This window comes from Pseudomonas sp. B21-021 (genome assembly GCF_024749205.1).
GTDB classification, from domain to species: Bacteria; Pseudomonadota; Gammaproteobacteria; order Pseudomonadales; family Pseudomonadaceae; genus Aquipseudomonas; species Aquipseudomonas paraglycinae.
The window spans coordinates 2231430-2249000 of record NZ_CP087192.1; the positions used below are offsets into that span (position 1 = coordinate 2231430).

Genomic DNA, 17571 nt, shown 5'->3' on the forward strand with positions numbered 1-17571 from the left:
CGAATCGGCTTTTAAGGTAAGTTTTTCCGATTATTTCTCGACCGTTAGTCGAATGAACCTGTCGGAGACTTTACCGGATGTAGGACGTTTGCCTTGAAAGGCGAGGCAATCGGCTCCACATTCAGCACAATCTTCGTTTTTCCTTGCGCGACATCGGTCGTTTGCGGTCTTTCTCGTGGTGCTGCGGTTTGCCCGCAGCGGCGCGATTCCAGAGGTGTTTATGTCTGAATTCCAGCTCGTCACCCGTTTCGACCCCGCCGGCGATCAACCCGAAGCCATTCGCCAGATGGTCGAAGGCATCGAAGCCGGGCTGGCGCACCAGACACTGCTCGGGGTGACCGGGTCGGGCAAGACCTTCAGCATCGCCAACGTGATCGCCCAGGTGCAGCGCCCGACCCTGGTGCTGGCGCCAAACAAGACCCTGGCCGCGCAGTTGTACGGCGAGTTCAAGTCGTTCTTCCCGAACAACGCTGTCGAGTACTTCGTTTCCTACTACGACTACTACCAGCCCGAAGCCTACGTGCCGTCGTCCGACACCTTCATCGAGAAGGATGCGTCGATCAACGACCATATCGAACAGATGCGTCTGTCGGCGACCAAGGCATTGCTCGAGCGCAAGGACGCGATCATCGTCACCACGGTGTCGTGCATCTACGGTCTGGGCAGCCCGGAAACCTATCTGAAAATGGTCTTGCACGTCGATCGCGGCGACAAGCTCGACCAGCGTGCGCTGGTGCGGCGCCTGGCCGACCTGCAATACACCCGCAACGACATGGATTTCGCCCGTGCGACCTTCCGGGTGCGCGGCGATGTGATCGACATCTACCCGGCGGAATCCGACCTCGAAGCGATCCGTATCGAGCTGTTCGATGACGAAGTGGAGAGCATTTCCGCGTTCGACCCGCTGACCGGCGAAGTCATCCGCAAGCTGCCGCGCTTCACCTTCTACCCGAAGAGTCACTACGTGACGCCCCGGGAAACCTTGCTCGACGCCATCGAGGGGATCAAGGTCGAGTTGCAGGAGCGCCTCGAATACCTGCGCAACAACAACAAACTGGTCGAAGCCCAGCGTCTGGAGCAGCGCACCCGGTTCGACCTGGAGATGATCCTCGAGCTCGGCTACTGCAACGGCATCGAAAACTACTCGCGCTATCTGTCGGGCCGTCCGGCTGGCGCAGCGCCGCCGACGCTCTACGATTACCTGCCGGCCGACGCCTTGCTGGTGATCGATGAGTCTCACGTCAGCGTGCCGCAAGTCGGCGCGATGTATAAGGGCGACCGTTCGCGCAAGGAAACCCTCGTGGAATACGGCTTCCGCCTGCCGTCGGCGCTGGACAACCGGCCGATGCGCTTCGACGAGTGGGAAGGGGTGAGCCCACAGACGATTTTCGTCTCGGCCACGCCCGGCAACTACGAAGCCGAACACGCCGGGCGGGTGATCGAGCAGGTGGTGCGCCCGACCGGTCTGGTCGACCCGCAGGTTGAAGTGCGTCCGGCACTGACCCAGGTCGACGATCTATTGTCGGAAATCACCAAACGTGTGGCGGTGGAGGAGCGGGTGCTGGTCACCACGCTGACCAAGCGCATGGCCGAAGACTTGACCGATTACCTGGCCGATCACGGCGTGCGCGTGCGTTATCTGCACTCGGACATCGACACCGTCGAGCGGGTCGAGATCATCCGCGACCTGCGTTTGGGCACGTTCGATGTGCTGGTGGGGATCAACCTGCTGCGTGAAGGTCTGGACATGCCGGAAGTCTCGCTGGTGGCGATTCTCGACGCGGACAAGGAAGGCTTCCTGCGTTCCGAGCGTTCGCTGATCCAGACCATCGGCCGCGCGGCGCGTAACCTCAATGGCCGGGCGATTCTCTACGCGGATCGCATCACCGGTTCGATGGAGCGGGCGATTGGCGAAACCGAGCGCCGTCGCGACAAGCAGATCGCCTTTAACCTGGCCAACGGCATCACGCCGAAGGGCGTTTTCAAGGACGTCGCCGACATCATGGAAGGCGCCACCGTGCCCGGTTCGCGCAGCAAGAAGCGCAAAGGCATGGCCAAGGCCGCCGAGGAAAACGCCAAGTACGAAGCCGAATTGCGCTCGCCGAGCGAGATCACCAAGCGCATTCGCCAACTGGAAGAGAAGATGTACCAGTTGGCCCGCGACCTGGAATTCGAAGCGGCAGCACAGATGCGCGACGAAATCGCCAAGCTGCGTGAGCGTTTGTTGGCCGTTTAACAGATCGTTCCCACGCTCCGCGTGGGAATGCAGCCCTGGACGCTCTGCGTCCGCTCAAGGTTAATGCGCCTCGCCGGCCTTCAGTCCGGCGGGCAGTTTCTTGGTCAGCAAAATCGCCAACATGCTGATCCCCAGCGCAATCCCGACAAAGTGAAACGCATCGTTGTAGGCCATGATCAGCGCCTGCTGATGCACGATCTCGCTCAACTTGCCCAACGCCGCCGTGTCATTGCCGAACCGATCGGTCATCGACGCCAGGCGTTCGGCCACCTGCGGGTTGGTCGGCACCACAGCTTCGCGCAGGTAATCGAAGTAGGTTTTGGTGCGCGCATCCAGCAGCGTCGCGAGCAGGGCGATGCCGATGGCGCCACCGAGGTTGCGCAGGATGTTGAACAGGCTTGATGCTGAGCCCGCGTCCTGCGGCAGGATGTACGCCGTGGCGATCAGCGAGATGGTCACCATGATCAGCGGCTGGCCCAGCGCCCGGATAATCTGGATCTGATTGAACTGCGGCCCGGCGAAATCAGGGTTGAGCACCCCGGATGAAAAACTCGCCAGCCCGAACAGGCCGAAACCGATCGTGCACAGCCATTTTGGCGAGACGAATTTCATCAGCTTCGGCACCAGCGGAATCAGGAACAGCTGCGGCACGCCCATCCACATGATCACTTCGCCGATCTGCAGGGCGTTGTAATTCTGGATCTGCGCCAGGTACAGCGGCAGCAGATAGATCGAACCGTACAGCCCGACGCCCATGCCGAGACTTGAAATACTCGACAGCCCGAAGTTGCGATTGCGCAGGATGCCGAGGTTGATCAGCGGATTGGGCTTGGAAATCTGCACGATCACGAAGGTGATCAGACTCAGCAGGGCGATGCTGCCCAGCGTCACGATCAGGCTCGATTCCAGCCAGTCCTTGCGATGGCCTTCCTCAAGAAAAACCTGCAGGCAACCGAGGCCGACGCCCAGCGTGAGAATGCCGGTGTAGTCAGTACTTTTCAGCAACTCCCAATGCGCTTCTTTCTTCTCCAGCCCGTACATCAGCCCGGCGATCATGATCAGCCCCGGCGGGATGTTGATATAGAAGATGTACTCCCAGCCCCAGTTTTCCGTGAGCCAGCCGCCGAGGGTCGGGCCGATGGACGGGGCAAAGGTGGCGGTCATGGCGAACATCGCCATGCCTTTGGCGCGGTGATGTTCGGGGAGTTTGATCAGGGTCAGGGTGAACGCCAGCGGGATCAGCGCGCCGCCGGTGAAGCCTTGCATGGCGCGAAAGACGATCATGCTCTCCAGGCTCCAGGCCATCGAGCACAGCAACGAAGAAATCAGAAACCCCAGCGACACCCAGACCGCCAGCCGCCGGGCCGACAGCAGCTGCACCAGCCAGGCGGTCAGCGGAATCATGATGATTTCCGCCACCAGATAAGAGGTGGAAATCCACGAGCCTTCTTCCAGGGTCGCCGACAGGGCGCCCTGAATATCCTTGAGCGACGAGTTGGTGATCTGGATGTCGAGCACCGCCATGAAGGCGCCGAGCATTACGCTCATCACCGCTATCCAGTCCCGCCGGGTCGGTTCGCCGACCGGGCGGATCAGCGAATCACCGGCCATTGTCAGGGGCGTCTTTGATGTTCACGGTGGCGGTGACGGACATGCCCGGACGGATCTTGCCGTGCAGCGGGTTATCGGCCTTGAACGTCAGTTTCACCGGAATCCGCTGCACGACCTTGGTGAAGTTGCCGGTGGCGTTGTCCGGCGGCAACAGGCTGAATTGCGCGCCGGAGGCGGCGAACAGGCTGTCGACCCGGGCTTCGATCGGCGTATCGCCATAGGCATCGAAAAGCAGCTCGGCCTTCTGGCCCGGCTGCATGTGGCCGATCTGGGTTTCCTTGAAGTTGGCCTGTACCCAGATGTCTTCGTCCGGAACGATCGACAAAAGATAGGCGCCGGCCTGTACCACTTGACCATTACGGGCGGCGCGCTGGCCGATCAAACCGCTGATCGGCGCGTGGATTTCGCTGCGGGTCAGGTTCAGTTCGGCCTGGGCGAGGTCGGCGCGGGCGTTGGCGATCTGCGCATCGAGGCGTTTGATTTCGGCGGTCAGCGCGTTGACCTGCTGGCGCTGACTCTGGGCATCGGCCTGGGCCTTGGCCACTTGCGAGCGGGCGATGTGGGCGTCGGCGGAGAGGGTAGTGACCCGTTCCTCGGAGACGTAGCCGGGTTTACGCAGGGTTTCTGCCCGCGACAAATCCACCTGCGAGCGGCCGAGCGTCGCCTGGGTAGTGGCGACCTGCGCGTCGCTGGCGGCGATCAGGCTGGCTTGCTGGGTCAGTTTGCTTTGGGCTTGCAGGCGTTCGGCTTCGCGAGTGGCGAGGGCGGCGTTGGCGCGATCGACGGCGAGGCGGAAGTCGTCGCCTTCGAGACGGATCAGCAACTGGCCTTTTTCCACGTGCTGGTTGTCCTGCACCAGGACTTCGTCGATGCGTGCGCTCAACTGGCTCGACACGCGGGTGATTTCACCCTGGACATAGGCGTTGTCGGTGCTTTCATAAAAGCGTCCCTTGAAAAACCAATGAGCAAAAAAGCCCCCGGCTATCAGCAGGACGAGCAGCAGGAAAATGAACAGGCGACGCTTGAGTTGGGCAGGCATGGGCAAACTGTAGTCGAGGAATTGTAAGGAAAGTTATCAGCAGGCGAATCTGGCATACAGCCGATGAACGGTAAATGCCGTCTGTTGATATTCGGCCATTCACCGCGGCCAACGGGCGTTACAGACGCAACCTTGGCTTAAATGCCCTGCCCGCTGGAGCGGGGCGGGTGTCGCCTGTTACCATTCGCCGCTTGATCGTTCTTTGCTTTTCATTCTTTTCGAGACATGCCATGACCACCGTCCGCACTCGCATCGCGCCATCGCCTACCGGGGATCCCCACGTAGGTACCGCTTACATCGCACTGTTCAACTACTGCTTTGCCAAGCAGCACGGCGGTGAGTTCATCCTGCGGATCGAAGACACCGATCAGTTGCGTTCGACCCGCGAGTCCGAACAGCAGATCTTCGACGCCCTGCGCTGGCTGGGCATCGACTGGAGCGAAGGCCCGGACGTCGGCGGCCCGCACGGTCCTTACCGTCAGAGCGAGCGCGGCGACATCTACCAGAAGTACTGCCAGCAACTGGTCGACATGGGCCACGCCTTCCCGTGCTTCTGCACCGCCGAAGAGCTGGACCAGATGCGCGCCGAGCAAATGGCCCGCGGCGAAACCCCGCGTTACGACGGCCGTGCACTGCTGCTGTCCAAGGAAGAAGTCGCCCGTCGACTGGCTGCCGGCGAGCCGCACGTGATCCGCATGAAAGTGCCGAGCGAAGGCGTCTGCGTGGTGCCGGACATGCTGCGTGGCGACGTCGAGATCCCGTGGGATCGCATGGACATGCAAGTGCTGATGAAGACCGACGGCCTGCCGACGTACTTCCTGGCCAACGTGGTCGACGATCACCTGATGGGCATCACCCACGTGCTGCGCGGCGAAGAATGGTTGCCGTCGGCGCCGAAACTGATCCTGCTTTATGAGTACTTCGGCTGGGAACAACCGGAGCTGTGCTACATGCCGCTGCTGCGTAACCCGGACAAGAGCAAGCTGTCCAAGCGCAAGAACCCGACCTCGGTGACGTTCTACGAGCGCATGGGTTTCATGCCTGAGGCGATGCTCAACTACCTGGGCCGCATGGGCTGGTCGATGCCGGATGAGCGCGAGAAGTTCTCGCTGCAGGAAATGGTCGACAACTTCGATCTCAAGCGTGTGTCGCTGGGTGGGCCGATTTTCGATATCGAGAAGCTGTCGTGGCTCAACGGCCAGTGGCTGCGTGATCTGCCGGTGGAAGAGTTCGCCGCTCGCGTACAGAAGTGGGCGTTCAATTCCGAATACATGATGAAGATCGCGCCGCACGTTCAGGGCCGCGTTGAGACTTTCAGTCAGGTCGCACCGTTGGCCGGGTTCTTCTTCGCCGGTGGCGTGAATCCGGATGCCAAGCTGTTCGAATCGAAAAAGCTCTCGGGCGATCAGGTTCGTCAGTTGATGCAACTGATCCTGTGGAAGCTGGAAAGTCTGCGTCAGTGGGAGAAGGACAGCATCACCGCGACGATTCAGGCGGTGGTCGAATCCCTCGAGCTGAAGCTGCGTGATGCGATGCCGCTGATGTTTGCCGCGATCACCGGGCAGGCGAGTTCGGTGTCGGTGCTCGATGCGATGGAAATCCTCGGGCCGGACCTGACCCGTTTCCGTCTGCGCCAGGCGATTGACCTGCTGGGCGGCGTGTCGAAGAAAGAAAACAAAGAGTGGGAAAAGCTGTTGGGCGCCATCGCCTGATTGCGTTTGACTCTGCAGGACGCGCCGAAGGTCAGGATCTTTTGATCCTGTCCTTCGGTGTTTTCCCCCGAATTTACGGGGGGAGGGCGGTAAGTGATTGTAATGCCGACAAAAAATTTTGAAATTTTTCAAAAATAAGTTTGACAGCCTTTCGATACGCCCTTAAGATTCGCCCCGTCCTCAGCGATGACATCAACGATGAGGGGCTATAGCTCAGCTGGGAGAGCGCTTGCATGGCATGCAAGAGGTCGACGGTTCGATCCCGTCTAGCTCCACCAATTTACACTTCGAAGCCTGGCCACACTGGCTTCGAAACGATCAACACTCAGCGTTGATCAGTTGTATAGAAGGGTTTGCGTCCCCTTCGTCTAGTGGCCTAGGACACCGCCCTTTCACGGCGGTAACAGGGGTTCGAGTCCCCTAGGGGACGCCAGTTTTACAGAAGCGATGTTGCAAGATGTCGCTCCGCCGAGAGGCGAAAAATCCGGGGCTATAGCTCAGCTGGGAGAGCGCCTGCATGGCATGCAGGAGGTCAGCGGTTCGATCCCGCTTAGCTCCACCAATTTACAGTTCAAGGTCTGGCCACACCGGCCTTGAATCGATCAGTACTCAGCGCTGATCAGTTGTATAGAAGGTTTGTGTCCCCTTCGTCTAGTGGCCTAGGACACCGCCCTTTCACGGCGGTAACAGGGGTTCGAGTCCCCTAGGGGACGCCACGATTACCCGCTCTGCGGGATTTTATAAGGGTCATTCAATTATTGAATGGCCCTTTTGTTTGTCTGGCGTTTGGCCAAATCCTCTTTTTCCTTAACACTGTGCTTCAGACCAGCGGTCACGCGTGTGACTTGCGGAATATTATTATGAGAATAATATTGCTATCGTAATATTCGGAGGCGACGATGAACGACAAGAAAGCTCAAACCCGCGAACGCATTCTCAAGGCCGCCAGTGCTGCACTGATCCAGCGCGGTCCGGCTGAACCGAGCGTGGGCGAAGTGATGGGGGCGGCCGGCCTGACCGTCGGTGGCTTCTACGCACACTTCGAAAGCAAGGACGCCATGATGCTTGAGGCGTTCAAGCAATTGCTCGGTCGCCGTCGCGACCTGATTGCCGACATGGACAGCGAGCTGACCGGTGAAGAGCGCCGCGCCCTGGTGGCTGCGTTCTACCTGTCGCGCAAGCATCGCGATTCCAGCGATTCGGCCTGCCCGATTCCAGCCTCCATCGGCGAGCTTGGGCGGTTGCCGGAAGAATTCCGCATAGCGCTGAACGAGCACCTGGAACTGATGATTGCGCAGTTGGCTTCAAGCCCTGAAGACATCGATAAAGCGTTGGCCGACGTGGCCCTGATGGTAGGTGGTCTGGCGCTCTCAAGGGCGTTGGGACCTGGTGATTTATCCGATCGATTGCTGCGCGCCGCCAAGTCGGCGGTGCGTTGACCTGAAGGCTACAAGCCCGGGGAGAGAGCGATGAGCACGTTGAAGTGGGTTCGCGGCGTTAATGGCACCTTGGGCTGGTTCGCACCGAAACTGGTGGCGAGCAAAATGCGGTTGGCGTTCATGACGCCGCGCGCGAATAAACCGAGGGACTGGGAATTGCCGCTGCTGGCGAAATCCGAACGCATCACCTTGCGCTTCGGTCTTTCGGCCCTGCGCTGGGGGCAAGGCCCGACTGTTTTGCTGATGCACGGCTGGGAAGGGCGGCCCACCCAGTTTGCCGCGTTGATCACCGCGCTGGTTGAAGCGGGTTACACCGTTGTCGCGCTTGATGGCCCGGCCCACGGTCGCTCTCCGGGGCGTGAAGCCAATGTGGTGCTGTTCGCCCGGGCGATGCTTGAAGCTGCTGCCGAATTGCCTCCGTTGCAGGCTGTCATCGGTCACTCCATGGGCGGCGCCAGCGCCATGCTGGCTGTGCAATTAGGATTGCGCACCGAAACCCTCGTGAGCATTGCCGCTCCGGCGCGGATTCTCGGGGTGTTGCACGGGTTTGCCCGTTATGTCGGCATGCCGCCCAGAGCTCGCTCGGCGTTCATTCGGCAAGTCGAGCAGGACGTCGGGATGCGCGCCGCCACCCTTGATGTCGCGCACTATCAACTGGATATGCCAGGCCTGATCGTGCATGCCGAAGACGACACCTTCGTCTCGGTCAAGGAATCCCAGCTTATCCACGAATCCTGGTTCGACAGCCGACTGCTGCGCCTCGAAGCCGGCGGTCACCAGCGCGTACTGGCCGACCCACGGGTGATTGATGGCGTGTTATCACTGCTGGCCGGGCGCAGCCTTCAGGCGCGGCAATCGGCGTAGCCATCCGTTACACTGCCCCGGTTGAATCATTTGACCGGGAGTAGGGCATGGGCTGGGATCGGGCAACGCCGTTTACCATTGATCTGCAAGTGGGCGCCGAGGACATCGACGGGCTGGGCCACGCGAACAACGCGGTCTACGTGACCTGGCTCGAGCGCTGCGCCTGGCGCCACTCGCAGCGCCTGGGTCTGGATCTGGTCGAGTATCGGCGTCTGGATCGGGCAATGGCCGTTGTGCGCCACGAAATCGATTACCTGGCCGCCGCCTACGAAGGCGACGAGCTGCAATTGGCGACGTGGATCGTTGATTGGGATCAGCGTCTGAAAATGACCCGTCACTTCCAGTTGATTCGCCCCAGCGACAACGCCACGCTGCTGCGCGCCCAGACCACCTTCGTCTGCATCGAACTGTCCACCGGCAGGCCCAAGCGCATGCCCGCCGAGTTCATCGAAGGCTACGGCCCGGCCATACAGACGGCGGACATGGGTTTAACCCGCGAAACCCAGTAAACTGCCGCACGTTTTTCCTTGAGTGTGTGTTTCCCATGCAAATTGCTCTGGCGCCGATGGAAGGGTTGGTCGACGACATCCTGCGCGATGTCCTGACCCGTGTTGGCGGTATTGACTGGTGCGTGACCGAGTTCATTCGGGTCAACGATCAGTTGCTGACCCCGGCCTATTTCCACAAGTTCGGCCCTGAACTGCTCAACGGTGCGCGCACCGCTTCCGGCGTGCCACTGCGCGTGCAGTTGCTGGGTTCCGACCCGGTGTGCCTGGCGGAAAACGCTGCGCTGGCCTGCGAGCTCGGTTCTGAAGTCATCGACCTGAACTTCGGCTGCCCGGCCAAGACCGTCAACAAATCCCGTGGTGGTGCGGTGCTGCTCAAGGAACCTGAACTGCTCAACCAGATCGTCGAGCATGTCCGTCGCGCTGTGCCCGCACACATTCCGGTTACCGCCAAGATGCGCCTGGGTTTCGACAGCCCGGACGGCTCGCTGGTCTGCGCCACGGCGCTGGCCGAGGGCGGTGCCGAGCACATCGTGGTTCACGCCCGGACCAAGGTCGACGGCTACAAGCCGCCGGCGCATTGGGAGTGGATTCCGCGTGTGCAGGACGTGGTCAAGGTGCCAGTGTTCGCCAACGGTGACATCTGGAGCGTCGAAGACTGGCGCCGCTGCCGGGAAATCAGCGGCGTGGAAGACATCATGCTCGGTCGCGGTCTGGTGTCGCGCCCGGATCTGGCCAAACAGATCGCCGCCGCCCGTGCCGGCGAGGAAGTCGTCGAGATGACCTGGGCCGAACTGATGCCGCTGATCCAGGACTTCTGGCTGCAGGCCAAAGCGCAGATGACGCCACGTCAATCGCCGGGCCGTTTGAAGCAATGGCTGGCCATGTTGACCCGCAATTATCCCGAAGCCGTCGAGCTGTTTACCGTGCTGCGCCGGGAGACCGAGCCGGATCAGGTCTCGCGTTTGCTGGGTTTGCCGGTCGCCGAAGCCGCCTGAAAAAATCTTCAAACGATCTCTTGAAAACAAATCGCAGGTCCCTATCTAAGGGTTACGCGATGCCGAATTCGGGTTGCGGAGACAAAAAACCTTGCTGATTGTTTTCAGGAGATTTGAACCATGAGTACCGCATTTTCCCTCGCTCCACTGTTCCGTTCCTCGGTGGGTTTCGACCGTTTCAACGACCTGTTCGAAACCGCCCTGCGCAACGAGCCAGGCAGCACCTATCCGCCTTACAACGTTGAAAAACACGGTGACGATCAATACCGCATCGTCGTGGCGGCGGCCGGTTTCCAGGAAGAAGACCTGGACCTGCAAGTCGAGAAAGGTGTGCTGACCATCAGTGGCGGCAAGCGTGATGCCAACGAAGGCGTCACTTTCCTGCACCAGGGCATCGCCCAGCGTGCATTCAAGTTGTCGTTCCGCCTGGCCGATCACATCGAGATCAAGGCCGCTGGCCTGAGCAACGGTCTGTTGAGCATCGACCTGTTGCGCGTGATCCCGGAAGAGGCGAAAGCCAAGCGCATCCCGATCAATGGGGCGCAGAAGCCGGCTCTGCAATAAGCCGACCGAGAAGAAGGGCGCCGAAAGGCGCCCTTTTTTGTGCCTGTCATTCCAGCAATCCCTTCAGCCCCTCCAGCGGCAACGGCCGACTGTGCAGATAACCCTGATACAAATGGCAGCCCAACCCTTGCAGGAAGGCCAGCTGTTCCGGGGTTTCCACGCCTTCGGCGATCACTTCCAGTTCCAGACTGCGGGCCATGGCGACGATGGCGCGGATGATTTCGGCGTCGTTGGGGTCGGTGGTGGCGTCGCGGATGAACGATTGATCGATCTTCAGTGTATCCACCGGCAATCGTTTCAAATAGGTCAGCGATGAATAACCGGTGCCGAAATCGTCCATGGCAAAACTCACGCCGAGTTTTTTCAGGCGACGCATTTTGCTGATGGTGTCTTCCAGGTTCTGAATGACGATGCCTTCCGTGATTTCCAGTTTCAGCAAGGAGCAGGGCAGGCCGTGGCTGCTCATGCTGCGCTCGATGCGCTCGACGAAGTCGTTCTGGCGGAACTGCCGAGGGCTGATGTTGACGCACAGACTGAAGGCCAGGGGATCGATCAGCTTTTCGGCGATCAACTGCTTGAAGGCTTCGCACGCTTCATCGAGGATCCAGGTGCCGACCTCCAGAATCAGCCCGCTGTCCTCCAGGACCTTGATGAATTCGGTGGGCGATTGCGCGCCGAGTTCCGGGTGATTCCAGCGCACCAGGGCTTCGGCGCCGATGATGCGGTTGTCCTGGGCGTCGATCTGCGGTTGGTAATGCACGTCGAATTCGCCCCGGGACAGCGCCAGGCGCAAGTCGGTCTCCATACGCAGACGTTCGCTGGCCGCTTTCTGCATGGTGTTGTGATACATCTGCGTGGTGTTGCGCCCGGAATCCTTGGCGCGGTACAGCGCGATGTCGGCGCGTTTGAGCAGGTCGGTCGGGGTCGAGCCGTGATCGGGAATCAGCGCCACGCCGATGCTCGGTGTCACTTGCAGGCGCTGGCCGTCAAGGAACATCGGCTCCGACAGCAACTCGCGAATGGTGTCGGCCAACTCGCGTACTTGCGCGCTGACTTCGTTGCGCGTCCCCTCCAGACCGCTGAGCAACACCACGAACTCATCGCCACCGAGCCGCGCAACCGTGTCTTCCATGCGCACGCTGGCCTCAAGCCGTGCGGTGATGATTTTCAGCACCGTGTCGCCGACCGGGTGACCCAGCGAGTCGTTGATGTGCTTGAAGTGATCCAGATCGAGAAACAGCAGCGCACCGCGCAAATTGTGGCGCTTGAGCAGGGCGATCTGCTGGCTCAGGCGGTCCATCAACAGTGCGCGGTTGGGCAGGTTGGTCAGCGGGTCGTGATAGGCCAGGTGGCGGATCTGCGCTTCGGCGTTCTTCAGCAGGCTGACGTCCCGTGCGGTCAGCAACAGGCACGCGGTTTCGTTGAGGGTGATCGGCTCGACCGAGACTTCCACCGTCAGGATCTCGCCGCGCTTGTTGCGCCCGAGCATTTCCTGATGATGTACGCGGCCCTTGATCTGTAGCTCGGCGAGCAGTGCCGAACGCTGTTTTTCTTCGGCCCAGATGCCGACCTGATACGCGGTTTTGCCCACCACTTCGTCGGCGCGATAGCCGGTGAGGCGGCAGAAACCGTCGTTGACCTCCAGATAGCGCCCGGTGTCGCGCTCGGTGATGGTGATCGCGTCGGGGCTGGAGTGAAACGCCTTGGCGAATTTCTCTTCGCTGGCCTTGAGCGCCGCTTCCGAGCGCTGTTGCTGGGTAATGTCGCGCAGCGTGGTGACAATGCACGGCTGGTTGCCGACGCTGATCTGGCGGCTGGAAATCACGCAGGTCAGCGACTGACCGTCCTTGTGCTGGACGATGATCGCGACATTGCTCAGGCCCTGTTCGCGGATCACCCGTTCGATGCGTTGCAGGCTTTTCGCCGAGGCGTCCCATAGACCGATTTCTTCGGCGGTATGGCCGATCACATCGCTGGCGCTCCAGCCGAAGGTCTGGGAAAAACTGGAGTTGATCTCGATGAATTCCCCGGTTTCCTGGCGCGTCACGCAGATCGGGTCGGGACTGACCTGGAACAGCGTGGCGAATTTCTCTTCCGAAGCCACCAGCCGTTGTTCGCGTTCGACCTGATCGGTGATGTCCAGAAGAGTACCGGCCATCCGCAGCGGCACGCCGTTGTCGTCACGATAGAGGCGGGCGCGGCTTTCCAGATAACGCGAGCTGCCGTCCGGCAGTTGCACGCGGTAAGTCAGCTGATAATTGCCGGCCGGGCCTTCGCGCAGGCTGCGATAGGCATCGCGCATGCTGTCGCGCTCTTCGCCGGGGACGCCCTCGAAAAATTCTTCGAACGATTCATGGAACGGTTTCGGCTCCAGGCCGTGTAATTGCGCAGCGCGGGCCGAGCCGTAGAGCATGCCGCTGGGAATGTGCCAGTCCCAGGTGCCGAGCTGCGCCGAATCCAGCGCCAGGTCGAGGCGTTCCTGGCTGTCTTTCAGGGCATGTTCGGCGGCTTTGCGCTCGGTGGTGTCGAGGAAGGTGCTGAGCAGGTACGGCTGGCCTTCGAGTTCGACCTTTTGCGCACTGAGGATGCCGTCGTGGATCTGGCCGTTGCTGGCGCGGAACTGCACCTCCATGCTGATCAGTTCGCCCTTGGCCTTGGTCTTCTTGACCAGCTCCGCCCGTTGCTCGGGATGCACCCACAGGCCCAGTTCCAGGGTGGTGCGACCGATGGCGCTCTGCACCGGCCAGCCGAACAGACTTTCGAAATACTGGTTGGCCTCGCTGATCAGGCCGTCTTCCTGACGGGTCAGCAGCACCATGTTCGGGCACAGGTGAAACAGCGTGGCGAAACGTTTTTCGGAGCTGCTGAGGGCCTGTTCCCGTTGCCGCTGGTGGGTGATTTCGCGGATCACCCCGATCATTCGGGGCCGGCCGTGTTTGTCCGGCAGCAGGCTGCCGTTGATTTCCAGCCAGTGCAGGCTGCCGTCGGGCCAGCGGATGCGGTGGTGCATCGCCTGTTCCAGCGGCGCGCCGGCAATCACCGCGTGAAAGGCGCGGATGGTTTTCGCCCGGTCTTCCGGCGGCAGCAGGTCGAGGTATTCCAGGTCTTCGGGCAGCGGTTGCCGCGGGTCGAAGCCGAACAAGGCCTGAGTGCCCCGCGACCAGCTGATCTGCCCGCGCTCGATGTCCCAATACCAGGCGCCGAGGCGGGCGCCGTTGAGCGCCGCGAGCAATTGCGGCGCGCTCTCCCAGCTCTGCTCGGAACGCCGTGGATCAATGGCCTGAATACGCGGCATCGGCGGAATACGGTCAACAGATTTCGGCATTGTCGAGAAGCCTTGAGCTGATGTGGGCGTTTGGCACAGGGACGGCAGCTCTATAGGAGTAGCACAAGTTAGCCGAGAGTCCCTGGCAGATCGATTTGAGCGTCCAGCAGGGCCATAAACGCCCGTGCAGCATTCGACAGCGTCCTTTCAGTGTGCAGGATATAGCCTAGCTGGCGACTGAGCTGTATGCCCGGCAAAGGTATGCGCGCCACCTGTTCATCGAGCATCGTGCGCGGCAAAACGCTCCATGCCAGGCCGATCGACACCATCATCTTGATGGTTTCCAGGTAGTTGGTGCTCATGGCGATGTTCGGCGTCAGGCCCTGAGCCTCGAACAATCGCTGCACAATATGGTGAGTAAAGGTGTTGCCGCCGGGGAAAACCGCCGGATGACCGGCAATGTCCGCCAATGTGACGGCGCCATTGCTGATCAATGAATGTTCCGGGGCGACTACGAAATCCAGCGGGTCATCCCAGACCGGCGTGGCTTTGACCAGCGTATGCGGCTCCGGCGCCAGGGTGATGACCGCCAGCTCAGCGCGGCCATGGAGAATTTCCTCGTAGGCCACTTCCGAATCGAGGAACTGAATATCCAGCGCCACCTGTGGGTAGCGGCGGGTGTATTCCCTCAATAAGGGTGGCAAGCGGTGCAGACCGATGTGGTGACTGGTGGCCAGGGTCAGGCGGCCCGTGACTTCGCCGGTCAGGTTGGTCAGGGCGCGGCGCGTGTCGTCCAGCACGTTGAGAATCTGATAAGCCCTTGGCAGCAGGGCCCGACCGGCCTCGGTCAGGCCCACTTCACGACCGAGCCGGTCGAACAGCCGCACATTCAATTGCTGCTCCAGCCCGGCGATGCGTTTGCTGATCGCCGGTTGCGTCAGGTGCAGCCGTTCGCCGGCGCCGGAGAAGCTTCCGGTCTCGGCAATCGCGATAAAAGCATTGAGGTTGGCCAGGTCCATGTTCGTATTCCAGTTGGTTATCCAAAGCATAAAAAATATGAATTTGAGTTATTTAATCTAACCCCATAGGATCGGCCTCACAAGCCAAAGGGTTATTGATAAGCCCAGGGCATAGAAACAAGCTGATGAGGAACCGTCTGATGGCCGGCAAAACGCTCTACGACAAGCTCTGGGATTCGCATTTGGTCAAGCAGCGCGACGATGGCTCGGCGCTGATCTATATCGATCGTCACATCATCCACGAAGTGACCTCGCCGCAAGCCTTCGAAGGCCTGCGTCTGGCCGGGCGCAAGCCGTGGCGCATCGATGCCAACATCGCCACCCCGGACCACAACGTCCCGACCACCCCGGAGCGCAAGGGCGGCATCGAAGCCATTGCCGACCAGGTCTCGCGTTTGCAGGTTCAGACCCTCGACGACAACTGCGATGAATACGGCATCGTCGAATTCAAGATGAACGACGTGCGTCAGGGCATCGTTCACGTGATCAGCCCGGAGCAGGGCGCGACCTTGCCGGGCATGACCGTGGTCTGCGGCGACTCGCACACCTCGACCCACGGCGCGTTCGGCGCCTTGGCTCACGGTATCGGCACTTCCGAGGTCGAGCACGTGCTCGCCACCCAGTGCCTGGTCGCCAAGAAAATGAAGAACATGCTGGTGCGCGTCGAAGGCCAGTTGCCGTTCGGCGTGACCGCCAAGGACATCGTCCTCGCGGTGATCGGCAAGATCGGCACTGCCGGCGGTAACGGCCATGCCATTGAGTTCGCCGGCAGCGCGATTCGCGATTTGTCGATCGAAGGCCGCATGACCATCTGCAACATGTCCATCGAAGCCGGCGCCCGCGTGGGCCTGGTGGCGGCGGACCAGAAGACTGTGGATTACGTCAACGGTCGTCCGTTCGCACCGAAAGGCGCCGAGTGGGATCTGGCTGTCGAGTCCTGGAAAGACCTGGTGTCCGACGCCGACGCGCATTTCGACACCGTGGTCGAGCTCGACGCCGCGCAGATCAAGCCGCAAGTTAGCTGGGGCACTTCGCCGGAAATGGTGCTGGCCGTTGATCAGAACGTGCCGGACCCGGCCAAGGAAATGGATCTGGTCAAGCGCGACTCGATCGTCCGTGCCTTGAAATACATGGGTTTGACCGCCAATCAGGCGATCACTGACATTCAGCTCGACCGCGTATTCATCGGTTCCTGCACCAACTCGCGGATCGAAGACTTGCGTGCTGCCGCTGTGATCGCCAAGGGCCGCAAGGTCGCTTCGACCATCAAGCAGGCCATCGTGGTGCCGGGCTCGGGTCTGGTGAAGGCGCAGGCTGAAGCCGAAGGTCTGGACAAGATCTTCCTCGAAGCCGGTTTCGAATGGCGCGAGCCGGGTTGCTCGATGTGTCTGGCGATGAACCCGGACCGTTTGGAGTCCGGCGAGCATTGCGCCTCGACCTCCAACCGTAACTTCGAAGGCCGTCAGGGCGCCGGTGGCCGTACCCACCTCGTCAGCCCGGCCATGGCCGCTGCGGCGGCGGTGAACGGTCGTTTCATCGACGTTCGTGAATTGATCTAAAGGAGCGCAGCATGAAAGCTTTTACCCAGCACACTGGTCTCGTCGCGCCTCTGGATCGTGCCAACGTCGACACTGACCAGATCATTCCGAAGCAGTTTCTGAAGTCGATCAAGCGCACCGGTTTCGGCCCGAACCTGTTCGACGAGTGGCGTTACCTCGATGTGGGTCAGCCGTATCAGGACAACTCCAAGCGTCCGCTGAACAAGGAATTCGTGCTCAACGCCGAGCGTTATCAGGGCGCCAGCGTGTTGCTGGCCCGCGAGAACTTCGGTTGCGGCTCCAGCCGTGAGCACGCGCCGTGGGCGCTGGAAGAATACGGTTTCCGCAGCATCATCGCGCCGAGCTATGCCGACATTTTCTTCAACAACAGCTTCAAGAACGGTTTGCTGCCGATCATCTTGAGCGATGCTGAAGTCGACGAACTGTTCAAGCAAGTCGAGGCCGCGCCGGGTTATCAGTTGCAGATCGATCTGCACGAGCAGACCGTGACCAGCCCGAACGGCAAGGTCTACCGCTTCGAGATCGACGCGTTCCGCAAGCATTGCCTGCTCAACGGTCTGGACGATATCGGCCTGACCTTGCAGGACGGCGATGCGATTGCCGCGTTCGAAGCCAAGCATCGCGCGAGCCAGCCGTGGTTGTTCCGCGACGCGTGAGATTGATGTAGTCAGGGCTGGCCCCTTCGCGAGCAAGCTCGCTCCCACATTTGAAATGCATTCCCTTGTGGGAGCGAGCTTGCTCGCGAAGGGGCAGTTCAAA

The 17571-nt window shown here is 60.7% G+C and carries 13 protein-coding genes and 4 tRNA genes; 13 read left to right on the forward strand and 4 right to left on the reverse strand.

Annotated features, from left to right (window positions below; genetic code table 11):
- Positions 1 to 220: 220 nt before the first annotated feature.
- Complete coding sequence (gene uvrB, locus LOY31_RS09895) at positions 221 to 2236, forward strand: excinuclease ABC subunit UvrB (protein ID WP_007956424.1); 2016 nt, start codon at positions 221 to 223, stop codon at positions 2234 to 2236.
- Positions 2237 to 2296: 60 nt separating this feature from the next.
- Here the strand turns inward: uvrB and LOY31_RS09900 are convergent, their stop codons facing one another.
- Both LOY31_RS09900 and LOY31_RS09905 read right to left on the reverse strand, forming a co-directional pair.
- Positions 2297 to 3787 carry an MDR family MFS transporter gene (locus LOY31_RS09900; protein WP_258713590.1) on the reverse strand — a complete coding sequence of 497 codons (1491 nt, stop codon included), beginning with the start codon at positions 3785 to 3787 and terminating at the stop codon, positions 2297 to 2299.
- Between the two features lie 49 nt (positions 3788 to 3836).
- The gene (locus LOY31_RS09905) at positions 3837 to 4886 is read right to left on the reverse strand and encodes an HlyD family secretion protein (RefSeq protein WP_085607876.1); all 1050 of its coding nucleotides are present in this window, start codon (positions 4884 to 4886) and stop codon (positions 3837 to 3839) included.
- A 230-nt stretch (positions 4887 to 5116) separates the two neighbouring features.
- On the opposite strand from LOY31_RS09905, the gene gltX reads away from it, so the two are divergent.
- The 10 genes from gltX (at position 5117) to LOY31_RS09955 (ending at position 10969) form a co-directional block, all read left to right on the forward strand.
- Positions 5117 to 6598: a glutamate--tRNA ligase gene (gene gltX, locus LOY31_RS09910; protein ID WP_007956429.1), complete on the forward strand. Its 1482-nt coding sequence runs from the start codon at positions 5117 to 5119 to the stop codon at positions 6596 to 6598.
- 202 nt (positions 6599 to 6800) lie between these two features.
- Positions 6801 to 6876 (forward strand) — tRNA-Ala (locus tag LOY31_RS09915).
- A 79-nt stretch (positions 6877 to 6955) separates the two neighbouring features.
- A tRNA-Glu gene (locus tag LOY31_RS09920) sits at positions 6956 to 7031 on the forward strand.
- Positions 7032 to 7084: 53 nt separating this feature from the next.
- Positions 7085 to 7160: transfer RNA gene (locus tag LOY31_RS09925), tRNA-Ala, on the forward strand.
- 78 nt (positions 7161 to 7238) lie between these two features.
- Positions 7239 to 7314: transfer RNA gene (locus LOY31_RS09930), tRNA-Glu, on the forward strand.
- Between the two features lie 183 nt (positions 7315 to 7497).
- The gene (locus LOY31_RS09935; RefSeq protein WP_007956432.1) at positions 7498 to 8037 is read left to right on the forward strand and encodes a TetR/AcrR family transcriptional regulator; all 540 of its coding nucleotides are present in this window, start codon (positions 7498 to 7500) and stop codon (positions 8035 to 8037) included.
- Positions 8038 to 8067: 30 nt separating this feature from the next.
- Positions 8068 to 8901: an alpha/beta fold hydrolase gene (locus LOY31_RS09940; RefSeq protein ID WP_258713173.1), complete on the forward strand. Its 834-nt coding sequence runs from the start codon at positions 8068 to 8070 to the stop codon at positions 8899 to 8901.
- 47 nt (positions 8902 to 8948) lie between these two features.
- Complete coding sequence (locus tag LOY31_RS09945; protein ID WP_011333342.1) at positions 8949 to 9410, forward strand: thioesterase family protein; 462 nt, start codon at positions 8949 to 8951, stop codon at positions 9408 to 9410.
- A 35-nt stretch (positions 9411 to 9445) separates the two neighbouring features.
- A complete protein-coding gene (locus tag LOY31_RS09950; protein WP_127797474.1) occupies positions 9446 to 10405 on the forward strand; it encodes a tRNA-dihydrouridine synthase in 960 nt (319 codons plus the stop codon).
- A gap of 120 nt (positions 10406 to 10525) precedes the next feature.
- A complete protein-coding gene (locus tag LOY31_RS09955) occupies positions 10526 to 10969 on the forward strand; it encodes an Hsp20 family protein (protein WP_258713174.1) in 444 nt (147 codons plus the stop codon).
- A 46-nt stretch (positions 10970 to 11015) separates the two neighbouring features.
- Here the strand turns inward: LOY31_RS09955 and LOY31_RS09960 are convergent, their stop codons facing one another.
- Together LOY31_RS09960 and LOY31_RS09965 are read right to left on the reverse strand one after the other, a co-directional pair.
- A complete protein-coding gene (locus tag LOY31_RS09960; RefSeq protein WP_258713175.1) occupies positions 11016 to 14294 on the reverse strand; it encodes a bifunctional diguanylate cyclase/phosphodiesterase in 3279 nt (1092 codons plus the stop codon).
- Positions 14295 to 14362: 68 nt separating this feature from the next.
- Complete coding sequence (locus LOY31_RS09965) at positions 14363 to 15253, reverse strand: LysR family transcriptional regulator (protein WP_007956444.1); 891 nt, start codon at positions 15251 to 15253, stop codon at positions 14363 to 14365.
- 140 nt (positions 15254 to 15393) lie between these two features.
- On the opposite strand from LOY31_RS09965, the gene leuC reads away from it, so the two are divergent.
- Complete coding sequence (gene leuC, locus LOY31_RS09970; RefSeq protein WP_007956445.1) at positions 15394 to 16812, forward strand: 3-isopropylmalate dehydratase large subunit; 1419 nt, start codon at positions 15394 to 15396, stop codon at positions 16810 to 16812.
- A gap of 11 nt (positions 16813 to 16823) precedes the next feature.
- On the forward strand, positions 16824 to 17468 hold the full coding sequence (gene leuD / locus LOY31_RS09975) for a 3-isopropylmalate dehydratase small subunit (RefSeq protein WP_007956446.1): 645 nt from the start codon (positions 16824 to 16826) through the stop codon (positions 17466 to 17468).
- Positions 17469 to 17571: the final 103 nt, after the last annotated feature.

Bases quoted from the DNA above. Each gene is read 5' to 3' on its own strand.
- LOY31_RS09950 (WP_127797474.1), top strand. From the start codon at position 9,446: ATGCAAATTGCTCTGGCGCCGATGGAAGGGTTGGTCGACGACATCCTG.
- LOY31_RS09965 (WP_007956444.1), bottom strand. From the start codon at position 15,253: ATGGACCTGGCCAACCTCAATGCTTTTATCGCGATTGCCGAGACCGGA.
- leuD (WP_007956446.1), top strand. From the start codon at position 16,824: ATGAAAGCTTTTACCCAGCACACTGGTCTCGTCGCGCCTCTGGATCGT.
- LOY31_RS09945 (WP_011333342.1), top strand. From the start codon at position 8,949: ATGGGCTGGGATCGGGCAACGCCGTTTACCATTGATCTGCAAGTGGGC.
- uvrB (WP_007956424.1), top strand. From the start codon at position 221: ATGTCTGAATTCCAGCTCGTCACCCGTTTCGACCCCGCCGGCGATCAA.
- LOY31_RS09905 (WP_085607876.1), bottom strand. From the start codon at position 4,886: ATGCCTGCCCAACTCAAGCGTCGCCTGTTCATTTTCCTGCTGCTCGTC.
- leuC (WP_007956445.1), top strand. From the start codon at position 15,394: ATGGCCGGCAAAACGCTCTACGACAAGCTCTGGGATTCGCATTTGGTC.
- gltX (WP_007956429.1), top strand. From the start codon at position 5,117: ATGACCACCGTCCGCACTCGCATCGCGCCATCGCCTACCGGGGATCCC.
- LOY31_RS09960 (WP_258713175.1), bottom strand. From the start codon at position 14,294: ATGCCGAAATCTGTTGACCGTATTCCGCCGATGCCGCGTATTCAGGCC.
- LOY31_RS09935 (WP_007956432.1), top strand. From the start codon at position 7,498: ATGAACGACAAGAAAGCTCAAACCCGCGAACGCATTCTCAAGGCCGCC.
- LOY31_RS09955 (WP_258713174.1), top strand. From the start codon at position 10,526: ATGAGTACCGCATTTTCCCTCGCTCCACTGTTCCGTTCCTCGGTGGGT.
- LOY31_RS09940 (WP_258713173.1), top strand. From the start codon at position 8,068: ATGAGCACGTTGAAGTGGGTTCGCGGCGTTAATGGCACCTTGGGCTGG.